Origin of the sequence: Bradyrhizobium sp. AUGA SZCCT0176 (genome assembly GCF_018130145.1) — a bacterium.
Lineage (GTDB): Bacteria > Pseudomonadota > Alphaproteobacteria > Rhizobiales > Xanthobacteraceae > Bradyrhizobium.
Window position 1 is genome coordinate 658,290 of the sequence record NZ_JAFCMB010000002.1, and the last position, 20,206, is coordinate 678,495.

21 protein-coding genes and 1 other RNA gene are annotated in these 20,206 nt (G+C 63.9%); 14 read left to right on the forward strand and 8 right to left on the reverse strand.

The features are described from left to right. Window positions 1-8 precede the first annotated feature (8 nt). The 10 genes from yidC (at window position 9) to dapE (ending at window position 9,605) form a co-directional block, all read left to right on the forward strand. A complete protein-coding gene (gene yidC / locus JQ600_RS08065; protein WP_212390292.1) occupies window positions 9-1,889 on the forward strand; it encodes a membrane protein insertase YidC in 1,881 nt (626 codons plus the stop codon). Window positions 1,890-2,037: 148 nt separating this feature from the next. After that, window positions 2,038-2,688: a ribosome biogenesis GTP-binding protein YihA/YsxC gene (gene yihA / locus JQ600_RS08070; protein WP_212209327.1), complete on the forward strand. Its 651-nt coding sequence runs from the start codon at window positions 2,038-2,040 to the stop codon at window positions 2,686-2,688. Further along, the gene (locus JQ600_RS08075; protein ID WP_212390293.1) at window positions 2,688-3,059 is read left to right on the forward strand and encodes a DUF423 domain-containing protein; all 372 of its coding nucleotides are present in this window, start codon (window positions 2,688-2,690) and stop codon (window positions 3,057-3,059) included. Before yihA ends, JQ600_RS08075 begins: the two co-directional genes overlap by 1 nt. Before the next feature lie 243 nt (window positions 3,060-3,302). Then, the gene (gene argB / locus JQ600_RS08080; RefSeq protein ID WP_192739163.1) at window positions 3,303-4,199 is read left to right on the forward strand and encodes an acetylglutamate kinase; all 897 of its coding nucleotides are present in this window, start codon (window positions 3,303-3,305) and stop codon (window positions 4,197-4,199) included. Window positions 4,200-4,276: 77 nt separating this feature from the next. Further along, the gene (locus tag JQ600_RS08085) at window positions 4,277-5,263 is read left to right on the forward strand and encodes a DUF1036 domain-containing protein (protein ID WP_212390327.1); all 987 of its coding nucleotides are present in this window, start codon (window positions 4,277-4,279) and stop codon (window positions 5,261-5,263) included. 169 nt (window positions 5,264-5,432) lie between these two features. Beyond that, on the forward strand, window positions 5,433-6,125 hold the full coding sequence (locus tag JQ600_RS08090; RefSeq protein ID WP_212390294.1) for a pyrimidine 5'-nucleotidase: 693 nt from the start codon (window positions 5,433-5,435) through the stop codon (window positions 6,123-6,125). 231 nt (window positions 6,126-6,356) lie between these two features. Next, window positions 6,357-7,202 carry a 2,3,4,5-tetrahydropyridine-2,6-dicarboxylate N-succinyltransferase gene (gene dapD, locus JQ600_RS08095; protein WP_212270058.1) on the forward strand — a complete coding sequence of 282 codons (846 nt, stop codon included), beginning with the start codon at window positions 6,357-6,359 and terminating at the stop codon, window positions 7,200-7,202. An 87-nt stretch (window positions 7,203-7,289) separates the two neighbouring features. Further along, window positions 7,290-7,817: a DUF805 domain-containing protein gene (locus tag JQ600_RS08100; RefSeq protein ID WP_212390295.1), complete on the forward strand. Its 528-nt coding sequence runs from the start codon at window positions 7,290-7,292 to the stop codon at window positions 7,815-7,817. Window positions 7,818-7,846: 29 nt separating this feature from the next. After that, on the forward strand, window positions 7,847-8,458 hold the full coding sequence (locus tag JQ600_RS08105) for a DUF805 domain-containing protein (RefSeq protein ID WP_212390296.1): 612 nt from the start codon (window positions 7,847-7,849) through the stop codon (window positions 8,456-8,458). After that, window positions 8,451-9,605, forward strand: coding sequence for a succinyl-diaminopimelate desuccinylase (gene dapE, locus JQ600_RS08110; protein ID WP_212390297.1), 1,155 nt, complete (start codon window positions 8,451-8,453; stop codon window positions 9,603-9,605). The genes JQ600_RS08105 and dapE overlap by 8 nt, the downstream gene beginning before the upstream one ends. 64 nt (window positions 9,606-9,669) lie before the next feature. Here the strand turns inward: dapE and truA are convergent, their stop codons facing one another. The 3 genes from truA to def form a co-directional block, all read right to left on the reverse strand. Next, window positions 9,670-10,407 carry a tRNA pseudouridine(38-40) synthase TruA gene (gene truA, locus JQ600_RS08115; protein WP_212390298.1) on the reverse strand — a complete coding sequence of 246 codons (738 nt, stop codon included), beginning with the start codon at window positions 10,405-10,407 and terminating at the stop codon, window positions 9,670-9,672. Next, on the reverse strand, window positions 10,407-11,339 hold the full coding sequence (gene fmt / locus JQ600_RS08120; protein ID WP_212390299.1) for a methionyl-tRNA formyltransferase: 933 nt from the start codon (window positions 11,337-11,339) through the stop codon (window positions 10,407-10,409). Before fmt ends, truA begins: the two co-directional genes overlap by 1 nt. 140 nt (window positions 11,340-11,479) lie before the next feature. Next, window positions 11,480-12,007: a peptide deformylase gene (gene def / locus JQ600_RS08125; RefSeq protein ID WP_212270053.1), complete on the reverse strand. Its 528-nt coding sequence runs from the start codon at window positions 12,005-12,007 to the stop codon at window positions 11,480-11,482. 171 nt (window positions 12,008-12,178) lie between these two features. Here def and JQ600_RS08130 point away from each other — a divergent pair, with 171 nt between their 5' ends. Both JQ600_RS08130 and JQ600_RS08135 read left to right on the forward strand, forming a co-directional pair. Further along, a complete protein-coding gene (locus tag JQ600_RS08130; protein ID WP_212270052.1) occupies window positions 12,179-13,387 on the forward strand; it encodes a DNA recombination protein RmuC in 1,209 nt (402 codons plus the stop codon). A gap of 165 nt (window positions 13,388-13,552) precedes the next feature. Then, on the forward strand, window positions 13,553-14,914 hold the full coding sequence (locus JQ600_RS08135) for an AmpG family muropeptide MFS transporter (protein WP_212270051.1): 1,362 nt from the start codon (window positions 13,553-13,555) through the stop codon (window positions 14,912-14,914). A 196-nt stretch (window positions 14,915-15,110) separates the two neighbouring features. Here JQ600_RS08135 and JQ600_RS08140 read toward each other — a convergent pair whose 3' ends face one another. From JQ600_RS08140 to ffs, 5 genes are all read right to left on the reverse strand, one after another. Continuing rightward, complete coding sequence (locus JQ600_RS08140) at window positions 15,111-15,542, reverse strand: hypothetical protein (protein WP_212270050.1); 432 nt, start codon at window positions 15,540-15,542, stop codon at window positions 15,111-15,113. Between the two features lie 19 nt (window positions 15,543-15,561). Further along, complete coding sequence (gene recR / locus JQ600_RS08145) at window positions 15,562-16,167, reverse strand: recombination mediator RecR (protein WP_212270049.1); 606 nt, start codon at window positions 16,165-16,167, stop codon at window positions 15,562-15,564. Window positions 16,168-16,186: 19 nt separating this feature from the next. Next, window positions 16,187-16,507: a YbaB/EbfC family nucleoid-associated protein gene (locus tag JQ600_RS08150; protein WP_192739178.1), complete on the reverse strand. Its 321-nt coding sequence runs from the start codon at window positions 16,505-16,507 to the stop codon at window positions 16,187-16,189. A 48-nt stretch (window positions 16,508-16,555) separates the two neighbouring features. Further along, window positions 16,556-18,409: a DNA polymerase III subunit gamma/tau gene (locus JQ600_RS08155; protein ID WP_212270048.1), complete on the reverse strand. Its 1,854-nt coding sequence runs from the start codon at window positions 18,407-18,409 to the stop codon at window positions 16,556-16,558. Window positions 18,410-18,517: 108 nt separating this feature from the next. Beyond that, window positions 18,518-18,614: signal recognition particle sRNA small type (ffs, locus tag JQ600_RS08160), an RNA gene on the reverse strand. A gap of 193 nt (window positions 18,615-18,807) precedes the next feature. On the opposite strand from ffs, the gene JQ600_RS08165 reads away from it, so the two are divergent. After that, window positions 18,808-19,227, forward strand: a complete 420-nt coding sequence (locus tag JQ600_RS08165) for an HIT domain-containing protein (protein ID WP_212036469.1) — start codon at window positions 18,808-18,810, stop codon at window positions 19,225-19,227. Between the two features lie 4 nt (window positions 19,228-19,231). Next, window positions 19,232-20,182: an NAD(+) diphosphatase gene (gene nudC / locus JQ600_RS08170; protein ID WP_212270047.1), complete on the forward strand. Its 951-nt coding sequence runs from the start codon at window positions 19,232-19,234 to the stop codon at window positions 20,180-20,182. The last annotated feature ends 24 nt before the right edge of the window (window positions 20,183-20,206 follow it).

Genomic DNA, 20,206 nt, shown 5'->3' on the forward strand with positions numbered 1-20,206 from the left:
TTGAAACGATGACCGACAATCGCAACACCATCCTCGCCGTCATTCTGTCCGGCCTCGTGCTGATCGCGTGGCAATATTTCTACAACGCGCCGCAGATGGAAAAGCAGCGCCTGCAGTCGCAGACCCAGGCCGAGCTCGCAAAATCCTCGCCGCAGACAGCGCCGGGCGCTACCACCACCGCGCCGACGCCGGGTTCGGCCCCGTCCGCCACCACGCCCGCCCAGCCGGGCGCGGCTGCGCCGGTCGTCAGCCGCGACGCCGCGATTGCCGCAACCCCCCGCGTCAAGATCGACACGCCGCGGGTGACGGGCAGCATCGCGCTGAAGGGCGCCCGCATCGACGATCTCGCATTGGTGCAATACCGCGACACCGTCGACCCCAAATCGCCTGCGATCGTGCTGTTCTCTCCGTCGAACACCGCTCATCCCTATTATGCCGAGTTCGGCTGGGTGGCGGCCGCAGGCTCGACGGCGCGGCTTCCCGACCGCGAGACGGTATGGCAGCAGGAAGGCTCCGGCGCGCTGTCGCCGACCCACCCGGTGACGCTGAAATACGACAATGGCGAAGGCCTCACCTTCCGCCGCACCATTTCGATCGACGACCGCTATCTGTTCAGCGTCAAGGACGACGTCACCAATGTCGGCACCGCGCCGGTCACGCTCTATCCGTTCGCCCTCATCTCTCGTCACGGCACGCCTGAGGTCTCGGGCTACTACATCCTGCATGAAGGCCTGATCGGCTATCTCGGCGACAAGGGCCTGCAGGAACACGGCTACAAAGCCGTCGCCGAGGCGCCGGTTCTGGGCAGTGGCGGCCGAGGCTTCGAGTTCAATGTCACCAATGGCTGGCTCGGCATCACCGACAAGTACTGGGCTGCGGCGCTGTTGCCTGACACGTCGGCGCGCCTGAAGGCCCGCTTCCTCGCCGAACCGGGCGCCAAGGTCCGTTATCAGACCGACTACCTGCAGGATCCGCAGACCGTCGCGATCGGCGGCACCGGCAGCACCAATGCGCGGCTGTTCGCCGGCGCCAAGGAAGCCAACGTCGTCGGCATCAACTTTCCCTTCGCCGGCCACGGCGGCTACAACAAGCAGCTCGAGCTCAACCATTTCGACCTGTTGATCGACTGGGGCTGGTTCTACTTCATCACCAAGCCGATGTTCCTGGCGCTGGATTACTTCTTCCACCTGGTCGGCAATTTCGGCGTCTCGATCCTGCTGGTGACGGTGCTGGTGAAGCTGCTGTTCTTCCCGCTCGCCAACAAATCCTATGCCTCGATGGCCAAGATGAAATCGGTGCAGCCGCAACTGGCCGCACTGAAGGAGCGCTATCCCGACGACCGCCAGAAGCAGCAACAGGAGATGATGGAGATCTACAAGAAGGAGAAGATCAACCCGATCGCCGGTTGTCTTCCCGTCCTGTTGCAGATCCCGGTATTCTTCTCGCTCTACAAGGTGCTGTTCGTCACCATCGAAATGCGCCACGCGCCGTTCTACGGCTGGATCAAGGACCTTTCGGCGCCCGATCCGACCACGATCTTCAACCTGTTCGGGCTCATCCCGTTCGATCCCATGGTGCTCGGGCCGCATGTCGGCCCGTACCTGATGCTCGGCGTCTGGCCGATCATCATGGGCATCACGATGTGGTTCCAGATGAAGCTCAACCCGACGCCGCCGGATCCGACCCAGAAGATGATCTTCGACTGGATGCCGCTGATCTTCACCTTCATGCTGGCCGGCTTCCCGGCAGGTCTCGTGATCTACTGGGCCTGGAACAACCTGCTGTCGGTGCTGCAGCAGAGCTTCATCATGCGCAAGAACGGCGTCAAGGTGGAGTTGTTCGACAATCTCAAGGCGACGTTCGCCAAGAAGGCCGATTCAAAAACCTGACGACCGGCATCTGGTTGTTGGACGCGAATATTCCCAACTCGTCATGCCCGGCCTTGTGCCGGGCATCCACGTCTTTGGGACCCGCGAAAAGAGAAGACGTGGATGGCCGGGACAAGCCCGGCCATGACGAAGAACAGGAAACCTTCGCATGACCGCGGAAACCGATGCGAAGCTGATCGAAGAGGGGCGAAAACTTTTCGCCGGCGAATGGCAGTTCGTCTGGGCCTCGCCGTCGATCGAAACGCTGCCGCCGATGGCCAGCGTGGAGGTGGCGTTTGCCGGCCGTTCCAATGTCGGCAAATCGAGCCTCATCAACGCGCTGACCGGCCGCAACGCGCTGGCGCGCACCTCGCACACGCCCGGACGCACCCAGGAACTGATCTTCTTCGAAGGCCCTGAGAACGCCGGGCTGCGCCTGGTCGACATGCCCGGCTATGGCTACGCCTCGGCGCCGAAGGCCAAGGTCGCGTCCTGGACCAAGCTGATCCATCAATTCCTGCAGGGCCGCGCCACGCTGGCGCGGGTCTATGTGCTGATCGATGCCCGCCACGGCATCAAGGACGTCGACCAGGATGTGCTGAAGACGCTCGATAAGTCGGCCGTGAGCTATCAGGTGGTGCTGACCAAGGCCGATCAGGTCAAGCGCACAGAGCTCGAAAAGCACATCGAAGAAACGACGGCAGCGCTGGCCAAACACCCCGCCGCGTTTCCGGACGTGCTGGTAACCTCCTCGCGCGATGGCAGCGGCATGCCGGAATTGCGCGCGGCGATGGTGCGCCTGCTCGGTGAGCGCAGCTGATGTCACGCGCCTGTCGTATCCTGATCGTGCTGGCCGCCATCATGGGCGCCGATGGCGTGATACTGGCGGCGGCCTCCGCGCATCAGGCCGACGCGTCGCGGCTGGCGTCGGCGTCATCGATGCTGCTGTTCCATGCCACCGCCGTTCTCGCTGCGGTGGCGTTGGCCGAACGTGGCCTCATCCACCCCCGCATCGGCATCGTGGCCGCCTTCGGCTTCGTCATCGCGGCCGGCCTGTTCGCCGGCGACCTGACGCTGCGGCAATATGCCGGACACGGCCTGTTTCCGATGGCAGCGCCCACGGGTGGGACATTGTTGATCGCGAGTTGGTTGGTGCTGGCCATCGCCACGGCCTGGCCACGGCGCAGCTGAGGCCGCTTCTTCTTCCTTCTCCCCTTGTGGGAGAAGGTGGCGCGCAAAGCGCGCCGGATGAGGGGTCGCTATCCGCGGAGACAGACCCCTCACCCGTCTCGAATGAGCTTCGCTCATTCGATCCACCCTCTCCCACAAGGGGGGAAGAATGTACGCGGAGAGGCCAATAAATCCCCACTTTGCGCCCTGCCCGCCAATCAGCTAGAACCCGGCCCGACATCTGGAAATGACGAGAGCCGCTTCATGACCGACTCGCAACATATCAGCCCGCTCGATCAGGCCCGCATCCTGTCCGAGGCGCTGCCGCACATGCAGCAATATGACGAGGAAACCATCGTCATTAAATATGGCGGCCATGCCATGGGCGCCGAGGATCTCGCCAAGGCTTTCGCCCGCGACATCGTGCTCCTGGAGCAGACCGCGATCAATCCGGTGGTCGTGCATGGCGGCGGGCCGCAGATCGCGACCATGCTGAAGCGGCTCGGCATCCAGTCCGAATTCGCCGCGGGCCTCCGTATCACCGACGCGGCGACCATCGAAATCGTCGAGATGGTGCTGGCCGGTTCGGTCAACAAGCAACTGGTCGGTTACATCAACGAAGCCGGCGGCAAGGCCGTCGGCCTCAGCGGCAAGGACGGCAACATGGTGAAGGCGTCGAAGACGACGCGCACCATGGTCGATCCGGATTCCAACATCGAAAAGGCTGTCGATCTCGGCTTCGTCGGCGACCCCGACAAGGTTGACCTGACCTTGCTGAACCAGCTGATCGGCTATGAGCTGATCCCGGTGCTGGCGCCGCTGGCGACCTCGCATGACGGGCAGACGCTGAACGTGAACGCCGACACCTTTGCCGGCGCAGTGGCCGGCGCGCTGAAGGCAAAACGTCTGCTGCTGCTGACCGACGTTCCCGGCGTGCTCGACAAGTCCAAGAAGCTGATTCCGGAACTGTCGGTGAAGGATGCGCGCAAGCTGATCGCCGACGGCACGATTTCCGGCGGCATGATCCCCAAGGTCGAGACCTGCATCTATGCGCTCGAACAGGGCGTGCAGGGCGTCGTCATCATCGACGGCAAGACACAGCACGCCGTGCTGCTCGAATTGTTCACCAATCAAGGCACCGGCACGCTGATCCACAAGTGACAAGCGCGATCTCCCCGCCCGCGAAGTTCACGCGCCGCTTCCGCGCCAGAATGCGGCGGTATGGGAGACGCACGATCCTGGCACTGCCGGCGGCCACGATCTCGCTGGTCGTTTCGTCGTTGCCGGCGCTGGCCGACCTGAAGCTCTGCAACCGCATGAGCTATGTGGTCGAGGCCGCGATCGGCATCGACGACAAATCGGCGACCGCCACCCGGGGCTGGTTTCGCATCGATCCTGCCGCCTGCCGCGTCGTGCTGCAGGGCGCGCTGACCGCGGATCGCATCCTCCTCAATGCGCGCGCGCTCGGCGTCTACGGCGCCTCGCCGATCCCGCAGGGCGGCAACGACACGCTGTGCATCGCACCGGAGAACTTCATCATCGCCGCGGCACGCCAGTGCCGCACCGGACAGACCCCGGCGCCGTTCACCCAGGTCACGCCGACGCAGACCGACGATGGCCATCTGGTGGCCTATCTGGCCGAGGGCAGCGAGTATGACGACGAACAGGCGCGCCTTGCCGGCATCCAGCGGCTGCTGGTGATCGCGGGCTATGACGCCGCTCCCATCGACGGCGTCGATGGCCCGAAGACACAAGCCGCGCTGAACGCATTCCTGAAGAATCGAGGGCTTAGCCCCGACATCGTGCAGTCGCCGAACTTCTTCACCACCATGATCGATGCGGTGCAGTCGCCGTCCGCGACGGGGCTCACCTGGTGCAACGACACGCCACACAAGATCATGGCCGCGGTCGCCACCGACGACGGCAAGGCCGTGACCAGCCGCGGCTGGTATCGGATCGATCCCGGCAAATGCCTGCATCCCGACGTGACCGGCCAGCCGAAGCAGGTGTTCAGTTTCGCCGAGGCCGTCGACGGCGAGAACCGCACGGTCAAACTGAAGGACAAGCCGCTGAACTGGGGCGGCACCAGGGAACTCTGCACCCGCGAGAGCAAATTCGAAATCAACGAACAGGGCGATTGCGGCAGCCGCGGCCTCAGCCCGATCGGCTTTGCCGTCGTCGACATGACGGGCGGCGGCAAGACGCTGCGGTTTGCGATGCCATGATGGGAACGCCCGCTATCGTCGTCCCGGCGAACGCCGGGACCCATAACCACCGATCTGAGTTTTGGCTGATGACGGCGCCACAAGAAAAGGCAATTCACACTGTGCTCAACAAGATTCTACACGGCGTATGGGTCCCGGCGTTCGCCGGGACGACGGTGGAGAGCGAGTCATGACAACACCCCGCACCTTCACCCACATCGACACCTGGGTGTTCGACCTCGACAACACGCTGTACCCGCATCACGTCAATCTGTGGCAGCAGGTCGACGCCCGCATCGGCGAGTTCATCAGCACCTACCTGAAGATCTCGGCGGAAGAAGCGCGGGTGCTGCAGAAGGATTATTACCGCCGCTATGGCACCAGCATGCGCGGCATGATGACCGAGCACGGCGTGCACGCCGACGATTACCTGGCCTATGTGCACAAGATCGACCATTCGCCGCTGGAGCCGAACCCGGCGATGGGAGCTGCGATCGCCAGGCTGCCGGGGCGCAAGCTGATCCTGACCAACGGCTCGACCGACCACGCCGGCGCGGTGCTGGCGCGGCTTGGCATTGGGGATCATTTCGAGGCGGTGTTCGACATCATTGCCGCCGAGCTGGAGCCGAAGCCCGCGCTGCAGACCTACCAGAAATTCCTTAGGGTTCACGGCGTCGATCCGCAAAAATCCGCAATGTTCGAGGATCTCGCCCGCAACCTCGTGGTGCCGCACGAGCTCGGCATGACGACGGTGCTGGTGGTGCCTGACGGCGCCAAGGAAGTGGTCCGCGAGGACTGGGAACTGGAAGGCCGCGACGCCGCCTATGTCGATCATGTCACGGATGATTTGACGGGGTTTTTGGCGCGACTGCCGCAGGTTTAGAGGTACTGTGTGTCCCCACGTCGTCCCGGCGAACGCCGGGACCCATACGCCGCGGCGGATATGATGAAGCGCTGCGGGTAGATACCTTCTTCAAATCATAGCTCCCTGTGGTTATGGGTCCCGGCTCAAGGCCGGGACGACGGGAGCGCAAGCCTTGACTCTCTCCCGCCAAATCCCGAAAAAGCCTCCCAATTCACGTCACAACTGGCCCGATATCCCGAGGAAATCCCGATGTCCCTGTCCGCGCTGGAATCCACCGTCAACACCGCGTTCGATGCCCGCGACGGCATCTCGACGTCGACCAGGGGTGAAGTTCGCGAAGCCGTCGATCATTCGCTCGAACTGCTCGACAAGGGCGAAGTGCGCGTCGCCGAGCGCGCGGCCGACGGCAAGTGGAAAGTCAATCAGTGGCTGAAGAAGGCGGTGCTGCTGTCGTTCCGCCTCAACGACATGGGTGCGATCCCGGGCGGCCCCGGCAAGGCGACGTGGTGGGACAAGGTGCCGTCGAAGTTCGATGGCTGGGGCGAGAACCGTTTTCGCGACGCCGGCTTCCGCGCGGTGCCCGGCGCGATCGTGCGCCGCTCGGCCTTCATCGCCCGCAACGTCGTGCTGATGCCGTCCTTCGTCAATCTCGGCGCCTATGTCGATGAGGCCACCATGATCGACACCTGGTCCACGGTCGGCTCCTGCGCGCAGATCGGCAAGCGCGTGCACATTTCCGGCGGCGTCGGTATCGGCGGCGTGCTGGAACCGCTGCAGGCCGAGCCCGTGATCATCGAGGACGATTGCTTCATCGGCGCGCGCTCGGAAGTCGCCGAAGGCGTGATCGTGCGCAAGGGCGCGGTGCTCTCGATGGGCGTGTTCCTCGGCGCCTCCACCAAGATCGTCGACCGCGACACCGGCGAGACCTTCATCGGCGAAGTTCCGGAATATGCCGTTGTGGTGCCCGGCAACCTGCCGGCGCGCCCCTTGAAGAACGGCCAGCCCGGCCCGTCCACTGCCTGCGCGGTGATCGTCAAGCGCGTCGACGAGCGCACCCGCGCCAAGACCAGCATCAACGAGCTGCTGCGGGACTGATTTCGAGCCCAAAGCTCGAACCCCGCGGCCGTCTGACGCGACCAATATTCCGGAACCGCGGGGTTTTTCCGCCGTCCGGAGGATGCGATGGACTACGCCCGTTTTCTGTTCAGTTTCAATGGCCGCATCAACCGCGCCAGATACCTAGCGGTCCAGCTCGCCCTCCTGACTTGCTGGCTGGTGCTTTGGCTCAAATCCCCGTTAGGGCAATGGGAGGTTTTGCAGGCCGGCGCCGTCATCGCGATGCTCTGGATCAACGCCGCCACGACGGCCAAGCGGCTTCACGACCGCGACCGAAGCGGCTGGTGGGCGATTGCGGTGCTGATCGTTAACCCTCTCTCCTACGTTTATTATGCTCTCTTCTTCGGGCTCTATTTCGGCGTTGATGTTTCCGGCGCGCGGGAGATGCTGCTCGTGATGGGTGCTGTGGCCCTCTCGGTTCTGCAAACCTGGATTGTCATCGAGCTGTTTTTCCTGATCGGAACCGATGGCCGCAACCGGTTCGGAACCGATCCGACGCGCAGCCCTCCCAAATCTCCTGTTGTTTCGCACGCGCAGTCGTTCGGCGTTCCGGATTTTCTCCTGCAGCGTGCTGGCCCGGTCGCACGTGGTTAATACCTGGCTGGTAGCCCGGAGTTACGCGCATGGACTACGCCTGGTACCTGTTCAGATTTGAGGGTCGCCTCAACCGCGCCAGATATTGGCAGGCGCTGCTGATCAGCATTTGCTGGATGATATTCCTTGCCATCCTGACGATAGGCGTCGTCCTCCTCCTTGGTGGGACCGGGCCTTTCAATTTCAGCCTCGGCATCGAGGAAATCCTCAAGCTATTCGGCTCCGCTTCTTATCGATCGCTGTCATGGGTCAACGCGCCAGTCCTGTTTTTCCAGGCCGCCGGCTCGGTCCTGCTGCTGTGGGTCTTTTTCGCCACCTCGGTCAAGCGCTTGCACGATCGCGGGAGAAGCGGCTGGTGGATAGCCACGCTCCTGGTCTTTTCCCGTCCCTTCGACCAGCTCACCGACTGGCTTCCCGACGTATTCGGTTTGTTGTTGGCCATCTGCATTCTCGTTTTGTGGGTCTGGGGAATTATCGAGCTGTTCTTCCTCAAGGGCTCGCGAGGGCCCAACCGGTTCGGCGCCGACCCGCTGGCGCCGGTCGATACGCGGCCCGCATGGGACCAGCAAAGCGAGATCGAAATGGTGCCCCACAAGGCTGGCCCGCCGCCGGTTTGGCATGTTAAGCCGGGGTATGAATGATGCTGTTTCCATTACCCGCGACCTCGTCCGCTGCCCTTCCGTCACCCCGGCCGATGCCGGCGCGCTCGGTGTTCTCGAAAACCTCCTGAAGGCCGCCGGCTTCGAGGTGCATCGCGTTACATTCGGCGAGCCCGGCACATCAGACATCGACAATCTCTATGCCCGCATCGGCAACGCCGCGCCGCACATCACCTTCGCGGGGCATACCGACGTGGTGCCGGCCGGCGATGAAGGCGCATGGAGCCATGGCGCTTTCTCGGGCGACATCAAGGACGGCTTTCTCTACGGCCGCGGCGCGGTCGACATGAAGGGCGGCATCGCCTGCAGCGTCGCGGCGGTGCTGCAATATCTCGCTGACAATGACGGCAAGCCAAAGGGGTCGATCTCGTTCCTGATCACCGGCGACGAGGAAGACGTTTCCGTCAACGGCACCATCAAGCTGCTGAAGTGGTGCGCCGAGCGCGGCGAGAAATTCGACCATTGCGTGCTCGGCGAGCCCTCCAATGTCGAAGTGCTAGGGGATTGCATCAAGGTCGGCCGCCGCGGCTCGCAATCCGGCACGCTGTTCGTCGATGGCGTGCAGGGCCACGTCGCCTATCCGCATCGCGCGGCCAACCCGGTGCCGGATATTTCGCGGCTGATCGTGGCGCTGAGCGACGAGCCGCTCGACCATGGCAGCGCCCAGTTCCAGGCCTCCAACCTCGAATTCACGTCCGTCGATGTCGGCAACACCGCCAGGAACGTGATCCCCGGACAGGCGCGTGCGAAGTTCAACATCCGCTTCAACGACAACCACACGCAGGAAACGCTGCGGGCGCTGGTCGATGAGCGGCTGGCGAAAGCCTGCGGCAACCGCATCCGCGCGCACATCAAATGGGAGCCCTCGAACTCCAACGTGTTCGTCACAAAACCCGGCGCCTTCACCGACCTCGCCGTCAGTGCGATCGAAGAGGTGACGGGACGCAAGCCGGAACTGTCGACCTCCGGCGGCACGTCCGATGCACGCTTCATCTCGAGCTATTGCCCGGTGATCGAATTCGGCCTGGTCGGCCAGACCATGCACCAGGTCGACGAGCGCACGCCGGTGTCGGATTTGGAAAAGCTGACGAAGGTTTATCGCGGGATACTGGATCGGTACTTTTCGTGATCGCGCCGCTTCGGTCGGAAAAAAATCGCGAAAACAACCCCATGCACAGTAGGGATTGGGGTTCTCAATAATCCACGCGTACCAGATATAGCCCGTCCGGCGGCGCGACGGGGCCGCAGGCGGCGCGGTTGCGGGCGGCAAGGGCTGAGGCAAGATCGTCGGCGCTCCAGCGGCCTTCGCCGACCCAGACCAATGAGCCCACCATCGAGCGCACCTGGCTATGCAGGAACGAGCGCGCCGAGGTCACGATGGCAACCGCGTCGCCGTCCCTGATGACGTCGAGCTGGTCGAGCGTCTTCTCCGGCGATTTCGCCTGGCACTCGGTGTCGCGGAACGTCGTGAAATCATGCTTGCCGAGCAGCCGCTGGGCGGCGGCATGCATCGTATCGGTATCGAGATGTCGCGGCACCCGCCAGGTGCGGCCGATGTCGAGCGCGAGATTGGCGCGGTGGTTGGTGATGCGATAGCGGTAGTGGCGCTTCATGGCTGAAAATCGCGCCTCGAAATCGTCGGCCACGATCTCGGCGCTGAGCACGCCGATCGGATGCGGCCGCAGATGCGCATTCAGCCCGTCGCGCAGCCGCCCCGGTGGAAACGGCTTCTCAATGTCGCAATGCGCAACCTGGCCCAGCGCGTGCACGCCGGCATCGGTGCGCCCCGCGCCGTGCACGCGAACCTGTTCGCCGCAGATTGCCTTGACCGCGGTTTCCAGCGCGCCCTGCACCGTTGGGGCGTTGTCCTGAATCTGCCAGCCGCTGAAGGGGCTGCCGTCATACTCGATGATGAGCTTGTAGCGGGGCATCAGCCGAGCCGCGCCGGCGGTTTTAACGGCGTGCCACGCAGAAAATCCGCGGCTTTCATCGGCGACTTGCCGGCGCGCTGCAATTCGAGAATTTTGATCGCGCCGTCGCCGCAGGCGATCGTGAGCTGCTCGTCGAGCACGTCACCCGGCGCCCCTGCGCCCTTCGCCGGCTCGCAGCGCAGGATTTTGATGCGCGCGATTTCGCCGTCGAGTGCGGCCTCGCACCAGGCGCCGGGAAACGGCGACAGCCCGTGAATATGCCGCAGCACTTCGCGCGCCGGCCGGCTCCAGTCGATCCGCGCCTCGGCTTTCTCGATCTTGGCCGCGTAGGTGACGCCCTGTTCGCTTTGCTTGCGCAATTGCAGGCCGCCGCGTTCCAGCCCGCCCATCGCGCGCACCATCAGGTCAGCGCCCAATGGGGCCAGCGCGTCATGCAGATCGGCAGCCGTCATGGTGTCCGAAATGGGAAGGCGCTCGGCCATTGCGACGTCGCCGGTATCGAGACCGACGTCCATCTTCATCACCATCACGCCGGTCTCCGCGTCGCCTGCCATGATGGCGCGATTGATCGGGGCAGCGCCGCGCCAGCGCGGCAGCAGCGAGCCGTGCAGGTTGAAACAGCCGAGCGGAGGCGCATCCAGGATCGCCTGCGGCAGGATCATGCCATAGGCGACGACAACGGCGGCATCGGCGTTGTGGGCGCGAAACGCGTCCAGCGCGTCCGGCGTCTTCAATGTGGTCGGCGTCAACACGGATATGCCGAGCCGCCGCGCTTCCTGCTCGACGGGCGTCGGTTGCAGCTTCATGCCACGCCCGGCCGGCTTCGGCGCGCGGGTATAGACGCACGCGATCTCATGGCCATGGGCCACGAGCTCCAGCAGCGTCGGCACCGCGAAATCGGGCGTGCCCATGAAGATCAAGCGGAGAGACATGTTCGAAGGATGTCCTACGGAGATTCTAGTTTACTAGTCATGGCCGGGCTTGTCCCGGCCATCCACGTCTTTGACGCCGCAAGTAAGAAAGACGTGGATGCCCGGCACAGGGCCGGGCATGACGGCAGAGAGAGTCTGGCCTACTCCGCCGCCCGTTTCGCGGCTTTGGTAAACTTCTTCAGCACACGATCGCGCTTCAGCTTGGACAGGTAATCCACGAACAGCACGCCGTTGAGGTGATCGATTTCGTGCTGGATGCAGGTCGCGAACAGGCCGTCGGCGTCCTCCTCATGCACCTTGCCGTCCAGATCGGTGAAGCGCACGCGCACCTGCGCCGGCCGCTCCACCGCCTCGTAATATTCGGGGATCGACAGACAGCCTTCCTCATAAACCGACAGTTCCTCGGACGAGGAGATGATTTCCGGATTGATGAAGACCCGCGGCTGCGGCTTGGTCTCGCCGTCCTCGGTCTTCTTGGCCAGATCCATGGTGATCAACCGCAGCGGCTGGGCGACCTGGATCGCGGCGAGGCCAATGCCGGGCGCGTCGTACATGGTCTCGAACATGTCGTCGGCGAGCTTGCGGATCTCCGCCGTCACCTTCTCTACGGGTTTGGAGACGAGCCGCAACTGTTTGTCCGGCAGGATGATGATTTCTCTTAATGCCATGATGGGGCGATTTAAGCTGCCGGTTTGCCGGGGTCAATGCGCGGCGGAACCGGTTAAGGCGGCCTTAACCATGATTTTTAAGGCCGCGTTAACCACGAAAATTAGGGTTTCATTTACCATAAATGTTCCCTCTTCGTTCGTGCAAGTCGGCGAATCGGCTACAAGCAGGCCATGAACGAGATTCTTTTTGTGGTCGGCGACCTGCCGATTCGGACCAGCGACGCGCTGATCGGGTTCGGCATGCTGGCGCTGGTGCTGCTGCTGACCATTGCCATCGTGATTGCCCGCTCCGGCCGGCGCGGCGCGGAACTCGCGATGGCGCAGGCGATCCGGGCTGACGAGCTGGAAGAGCGCCTGAGCGAGATGTTGCGGGCGCAGAGCGAATCCACCGGGCGGGTCGACGCGATGGGACAGGCGCTGGCCGGCCGCCAGGCCGAGATGGCCCGCGCCGTCAATGAGCGGCTGGATTCGGTGACCCACCGGGTCGGCCAGTCGATGGAAGCGACCACGCGCAACACCATGGACAGTTTGCGCGCGCTGCATGAGCGGCTCGGCATCATCGACAATGCGCATAAAAATCTCACCGATCTGACCTCGCAGGTCACCACGCTGCGTGACGTGCTCGCCAACAAGCAGTCGCGCGGTGCGTTCGGCCAGGCGCGGATGGAAGCGATCGTCCAGGACGGCATGCCGAAGGGCGCCTACGAGTTCCAGTATACGCTCTCGACCGGCAAGCGGCCGGACTGCGTGGTGTTCCTGCCCGACCAGCGCCCGCTCTGCATCGATGCGAAATTTCCGCTGGAAGCGATGACCGCGCTGCACGACGCGCGCACCGACGAGGAAAAGAAACACGCCACCCAGCGGCTGCGCGCCGACGTGATGAAACATGTCAGCGACATCGCCGAGAAATACCTGATATCAGGCGAGACTCAGGACACCGCGCTGATGTTCGTGCCGTCGGAATCGGTCTATGCGGAGATTCACGACGGGTTCGACGACGTGATCCAGAAGGCCTACCGCGCCCGCGTGGTTCTGGTGTCCCCGTCGCTCTTGATGCTGGCGATCCAGGTGATGCAGCAGATCCTGAAAGACGCGCGGATGCGCGACGCCGCCGACCAGATCCGCACGGAAGTTCTCAATCTCGGCGACGATCTCAACCGGCTGCGCGACCGCGTCGTGAAGTTGCAGAAGCATTTTGGCGATGTGAACGAGGACGTCCGCCAGATCCTGATTTCCGCCGACAAGATCGAAAAGCGCGCGGGGCGGATCGAGGAGCTGGATTTCAGCAAGTCCGAGCCGCCGCCCGAGGCCCCGCGCATCGTCAAAACAGGCGCACCCGAGCTGTTTCCGTTGCAGCGCAAGCTGCAGGCGGGGGAGTGAGATCTTCCCTTCTCCCCTTGTGGGAGAAGGTGGCGCGAAGCGCCGGATGAGGGGTCTCTATCCGCGGAGACAGACCCCCCACCCGTCTCGAATGAGCTACGCTCATTCGATCCACCCTCTCCCACAAGGGGAGAGGGGAAGAGCCGAATCTGCTAACACCTCATCATGAACGCTCCTGAAGCCCCCTCGACATCGGCAACACCACCCCGCGCCTCCTGGCGCGAAGCGTGGGCGGTCTATCTGCAGCCGCGCGTGCTGATCGTGATGATGCTCGGCTTCTCATCCGGGCTGCCGCTGGCGCTGTCGGGATCGACGCTATTGGTTTGGGTCAGCGAGAACGGCGTCAGCCTCGGCACCATCGGCCTGTTCACCCTGGTCGGCACGCCCTACACGCTCAAGTTCCTGTGGGCGCCGCTGGTGGATGGCCTTAACATTCCGCTGCTGACGCGCTGGCTCGGGCGGCGGCGCGGCTGGCTGGTCTTCACCCAACTGCTGCTGATGGCCGCGATCCTCGGACTGGCGCTGACCGATCCCGCGCGCTCGCCGTTCTTCGTGGCGCTCGGCGCCCTGCTGGTCGCAACGACGTCGGCAACGCAGGACATCGTGGTCGATGCTTACAGGGTCGAAAGCCTTGCGGAGAACGAACAGGCCGCCGGTATGGCGTCCTATGTGGCGGCCTATCGCGTCGGCATGGTGGCGTCCACGGCCGGTGCGCTGTTTCTCGTCACTGGCTTCGAATATGTCGGGCTGAGCCGGCTCGATGCCTGGATGGCGAGTTTCGCGGCAATGGCGGCGCTGGTGCTGATCGGCATCGTCACGGTGCTGTGCGCGCGGGAGCCGGAGCAGTCCCGCATCGCTGACGCCGCAGCAGGCGGAAAGCCTTCGGTCAGCCGCATCGCCGAGGCCGCGATGGGCGCTTTCAGCGAGTTCCTGACCCAGCGCTATGCCATCGTCGTGCTGGTGTTCGTGATGCTGTTCAAGTTCACCGACGCCTTCGCCGGCGCGATGACAGTGCCGTTCATCATCGACATCGGCTTTACGCGCAACGACTACGCCATCATCGTCAAGGGCGTCGGCCTGGCCGCGACCCTGGTCGGCGGTTTCGCCGGCGGTTTCCTCGCGCGCGGCACCTCGCTGGTAACCTGCCTGTGGATCGGCGGCCTGCTGCAGGCGGTATCCAATCTCACCTTTACCTGGCTGGCGCTGGTCGGGCCGCAGCAATGGGCGCTGACCGTCGCTGTCTCGGTGGAAGCGTTCACCGGCGCGATCGGCACGGTGATCTTCGTCGCCTATCTATCTGCGCTGTGCAAGAACCCGCTGCACACCGCCACGCAATACGCGCTGCTCACCGCGCTGGCGTCAGTCGGCCGCATCTATCTGTCTTCTGGCTCGGGCTATGTGGCCGCGGCGACGGGCTGGCCGCTGTTCTTCGTGGTCTCCGTACTGGTCGCGGTGCCGAGCCTGATCCTGCTGGTATGGCTGCAGCGACGCGGGCATTTCGACGAACTGGGGCCGGTGAAAGTTTAGGCTGCAAGGGCGTTGAACGTTGCGTCAACAACCTCGGTTTCGTCCCCGCCGAGTGCGCAATTGCGCACGGGGGGCGGGGACCCAGTATTCCAGAGACGTTGGTTGTAGGACCGAGAAGCCGCGGCGCCCGGTCAAGCCGGGCGATGACAGCGGTGTTTGTGGCAACAGCGGTGTATGTGACGACGACGGCGACAACTCAATGCTTGGTCACGACGCTCCACTTGGTGATCACGGCTTCGCTCATCTGCCCGGCATCCTGCGCGCAGGCGACTTCGTCGACCTTCACCGAGATTTCCTTGCCGATGAAGTTCTTCAGTTGCGCGGCCTGCGCGTCGTTCGAGGTGATGAGCTGGAACGTTTCGGGGCCGGTCTCCAGATTGCAGAGCCCGTTCGGCGGCGGCAGCCGGCGCGGCTCGCTGGTCAGCTGATAGGTGGCGACGCGCTTGCCTTTCTTGCCGCCGCGAACCTTCATCGCATTGAGTTCCCCCGACAGGACGTCGCCGGCATTGATCAGCTTGCCCGGCTTCGGCGCAGGCTCGGCCTGCTGCGCCCGTGCGGAAGGCGCGGCCAAGGCCGCCGCCATGGTAGCCGCAATACAAAGGCGCTTGGCGAATCGTGATTTCGTCATGTCAGTTCCGTTGTTTTGGTTAGAACAGCGTTCGCTGCCGCATCGCTGCGGATAGCGTACCTTCATCGAGATAATCAAGCTCGCCGCCGACTGGAACTCCATGGGCCAGCCGTGTCACCTTGACGTTGGCTTCCTGCAGCAGATCGGTGATGTAATGCGCCGTGGTCTGACCATCAACCGTTGCATTCAGCGCCAGGATGATCTCGCCGACTTGCGAATCATGTGCGCGCGCCACCAGCGCGTCGATGGTGAGATCCTGCGGGCCGACGCCGTCGAGCGGTGATAGCGTGGCTCCCAGCACGTGATAGCGGCCGTTGGTCGCATTGGCGCGCTCCAGCGCCCACAAATCCGCGACGTCGGCGACCACGACGATGGTGGTGGGATCGCGCCGCGGATCGGTACAGACCGTGCAGGGATTTTGCGTATCGATATTGCCGCAGGTCTTGCAGACCTGGATCTTTTCGATCGCCACCTGCAGCGCGCCGGCGAGCGGCGTCATCAGCGCTTCGCGCTTCTTGATCAGATGCAGCGCCGCGCGCCGCGCCGAACGTGGCCCAAGGCCCGGCAGCCGCGCCAACAGCTGGATCAGACGTTCGATTTCAGGGCCGGCAACCGCAGTAGCCATTTCAGGTGAGACCGAGCATTTAAGTAAGACCAAGGCCTGGCGGCAGGCCGAGCCCGCCGGTCAGCGCCTGCATCTTTTCCTGCATCGCGGTTTCCGCCTTGCGCCGGGCGTCGTTATGCGCCGTCACCAGCAGGTCTTCGAGGATCTCGCGGTCTTCCGCCTTCATCAGCGACGGATCGATCTTGACACCCTTCACTTCCATCTTCGCGGTCATCCGCACGGCGACCATGCCGCCGCCGGAAATGCCCTCGACTTCGACATTGCCGAGTTCTTCCTGCATCGCCTGCATCTTGGATTGCAGCTGCGCCGCCTGCTTCATCATGCCGAGAAAATCAGCCATTGGGTTTTCCTCGCAGTTTTCCTTGGGTGCGTCTTCTCAAGATATCGATCAATCGTCGTCGCTGTCCGAACGCTCGGCCGGGTCTTCGGCGATCGCATCGGTTTCCGGCGGCTCGGCGGCAAGCTTGCGCACCTCGACGACCTTGGCGCCCGGGAACCGCGCCAGCACTTCCTGCACGCGCGGATCCGCTTCCGCGGCCCGCGCATGTTCGTTCTTCGCATGCTCGTTCTGCGAACGAACCGTCGGCTGGCCGGTCTCGTTGGAGACGATCACGGTCCAGCGCCGGCCGGTCCATAGTTCCAGCTTGCGGGAGAGATCGCTGACCAGCGCCCGCGCCGCGTGGCGCTCGAGCGCGACTTCCAGCCGCCCATCCTCCAGGCGCACCAGCCGCATGTCCGCCTCGAGCGCCGCCTTGATCAGCAGATCGCGCTTCTCGCCGGCCAGCGCGACGAGCTGCGTAAAGCTGGTGATCCGCAAGGCGGGCGCGGACTGCGCCTCAGGCGCGGGCGCGGCCATTTGCGGGCGCGCCGACGCCTCGGCACCGGACCTTTGCGCCGTGGGCGCGCGCATCGGCGCTGACGACATGGCGGACACGGTCGAGGCCGGCGCCGCGCGCGAGGGCGCAGCACTTGCCGAAACGACCGGCGAGCCACCGCCATTTTGTTCAAGCATCCTGATCGCTTCGTCCGGCGTCGGCATGTCGGCGACATAGGCGATGCGCACCAGCACCATTTCGGCGGCCGCGGCCGGCCGCGTCGCGGTCTGCACCTCGGCGATGCCTTTCAGGAGCATCTGCCACATCCGCGACAGCACCCGCATCGACAATTTGGCCGCAAAATCGCGGGCACGCACGCGTTCGGTCTCGCCATAGGCGACGTTGTCGGCGGTGGCCGGCACAACTTTCACGCGGGTGACGAAATTGACGAACTCGGCCAGGTCAGACAGCACCACCACCGGATCGGCGCCGACGTCATATTGCTCGCGGAATTCCTTGAAGGCGCTGGCGATGTCGCCGCGCGCCAGCGATTCAAACAAATCGATCACGCGCGTGCGGTCCGCGAGCCCGAGCATCTGCCGCACCGCGTCGGCGCGCACGGTGCCGGCGGCATGCGCGATCGCCTGGTCGAACAGCGACAGCGAGTCGCGCACCGAGCCTTCGGCGGCGCGCGCGATGATGCCGAGCGCCTCGGGCTCGACCTCGACGCCCTCTTTCGCGGCGATGTTTGACAGATGCCCCATCAGCACATCGGCCTCGACCCGGCGGAGGTCAAAACGCTGGCAGCGCGACAGCACCGTGACCGGCACTTTGCGGATTTCGGTGGTCGCGAACACGAATTTGGCGTGCTCCGGCGGCTCCTCCAGCGTTTTCAGGAACGCGTTGAAGGCGGCGGTCGACAGCATGTGGACTTCGTCGATGATGTAGACCTTGTAGCGCGCAGAGGCCGGTGCATAGCGCACGCTGTCATTGATCTGGCGGACATCGTCGACGCCGGTATGCGACGCGGCGTCCATTTCCAGCACGTCCATGTGCCGGCTTTCCATGATCGCCTGGCAATGCACGCCGAGAACAGGCATCTGGATCGCAGGCCCCTTCGCCGAGCCGTCAGCCATTTCGTAATTGAGCGCGCGGGCGAGAATCCGCGCCGTGGTGGTTTTGCCGACCCCGCGCACCCCGGTCAGAATCCAGGCCTGCGGGATTCGCCCCGTTTCGAACGCATTCGAAACGGTTCGGACCATGGCCTCCTGGCCGATCAAATCGTCGAAACTGGAGGGGCGGTATTTACGCGCCAGCACACGATAGGGCTTTCCGGCCTCGGGTGCGCCACCGAGAGCGAAGCCGCCCTGATTGGCGCCATCTGTTTGATCTTCAGGCTTTTCTTGGGGAGCGCCAGCATCACTCATCGGTCGATCCGCAATTGATTGTCTCTCAAGGCCGGCTTGCGGAACGGAAGAGGAATCAAGCGGCAAAGGCGGCCTCGCCGCTTTCAGCGCGATTCGCTCGAAAAACAGGTAGGAGACTGACGAGCGACCCGATCCGGACCTCGTTAGGGCTGCTTCCTTCCGGACCTGACCCGGTTGGCGAGTGGCTCGTCCACCGCCAATCTCCCGGCCCTTATTTGGGGCCAAAAGGGCCGGAAAGCAAGCGGGGTCAGCAGGGTTTGCGGGACTTGTGCAGAAACGCGGAAAGGCTTTACTTGCCGTCATGCTCGGCCCTGTGCCGGGTATCCATGCCTTCCTCGGTTCCCAACCAGAAAGACGTGGATGGCCGGGACAAGCCCGGCCATGACGGGGAAATACGTATGTCCGACGCCGCCTGGTCGCTGCACTCCCAGCTCAAGAAAGACACCATCGACATCGGCGACCTGCCGCTGTGCCGGGTGCTGGTGATCAAGGACGCGCATTACCCGTGGCTGCTGTTGGTGCCGCGCCGCGAGGGAGCGGTGGAAATCATCGATCTCGACGAGGTAGCCCAGGCGCAGTTGATGACGGAAGTTTCCCGCGTCGCCCGTGCCCTCAAAGAGATCACCAAATGCGACAAGCTCAATATCGCGGCACTGGGCAATCTGGTGCCGCAGCTCCACGTTCACGTCGTCGCGCGCCGCACCAGCGACGCCGCCTGGCCGCGGCCGGTCTGGGGCGTGATGCCGCCACTGGCGCATGACGCCGAGGAAGTCCAGAATTTCATCAGCGCGCTCCGCCGCAAGATTTGGCTAGGTTGAATTCATGTCAATTTTCGATTCGTTTCCGCTCGGCAAGCCGGCTTTCGTCACCGACATTCTCGACCGCGCCGCGCATCTGCGCAGCAATGACGAGAAATTGTTCGCGCTGGAAAGTCACCGCGACGCCGGCGCCTATGTGATCTACCGCGACTCGCTGGTGGTGCGGCAGGAGGCCGGCGGCTCTCGCGTCCTGCTCAGTGTCGACGAGGCCGTAAAACTGGGCGCCAATCCCGGCACGATCTTTCTGGGCCTGCGCGACGGTGCGCCTGTTTTCGGAATGGGCATCGCGGCCGCGGCGGTGGAAAAGCTGCTGACGCGCGACGACGTCGCGGTCACCGAACTGCGCGGCATGGTGATGCAGGGCGCGGTGCCGACCGAACAGCTCTCGGCGATCGCGATGGCCAAATCGATGGTGACCTGGCACCAGCGCCATGGCTATTGCGCCAATTGCGGCACCCGCACCGCGATGAAGGAGGGCGGCTGGAAGCGCGACTGCCCGAACTGCAAGGTCGAGCATTTTCCGCGCACCGATCCGGTCGTGATCATGCTGGTCACTCATGGCGACAGATGTCTGCTGGGACGGCAGAAACAGTTTTTGCCGGGGATGTGGTCGTGCCTGGCGGGCTTCGTCGAGGCCGCCGAAACCATCGAGGACGCGGTCCGGCGGGAGATTTTCGAGGAATCCGGGATTCACTGCACCGACGTGACCTATTACATGACGCAGCCGTGGCCCTACCCGTCGTCGCTGATGATCGGATGCGCCGCGCGCGCAACCTCGGACGAAATCGTGGTCGACAAGGCCGAACTGGAGGATGCACGCTGGTTCACTCGCGACGAGGTGGCCCTGATGCACAGCCGCACACACCCCGACGGCATGTTTGCCGCGCATCCGTTCGCGATTGCTCACCATTTGATCGGCCGCTGGGTGCATGGGGGAACCGATTCGAGCGCATAGCGGGAACTCTCCCATGGACCAAAT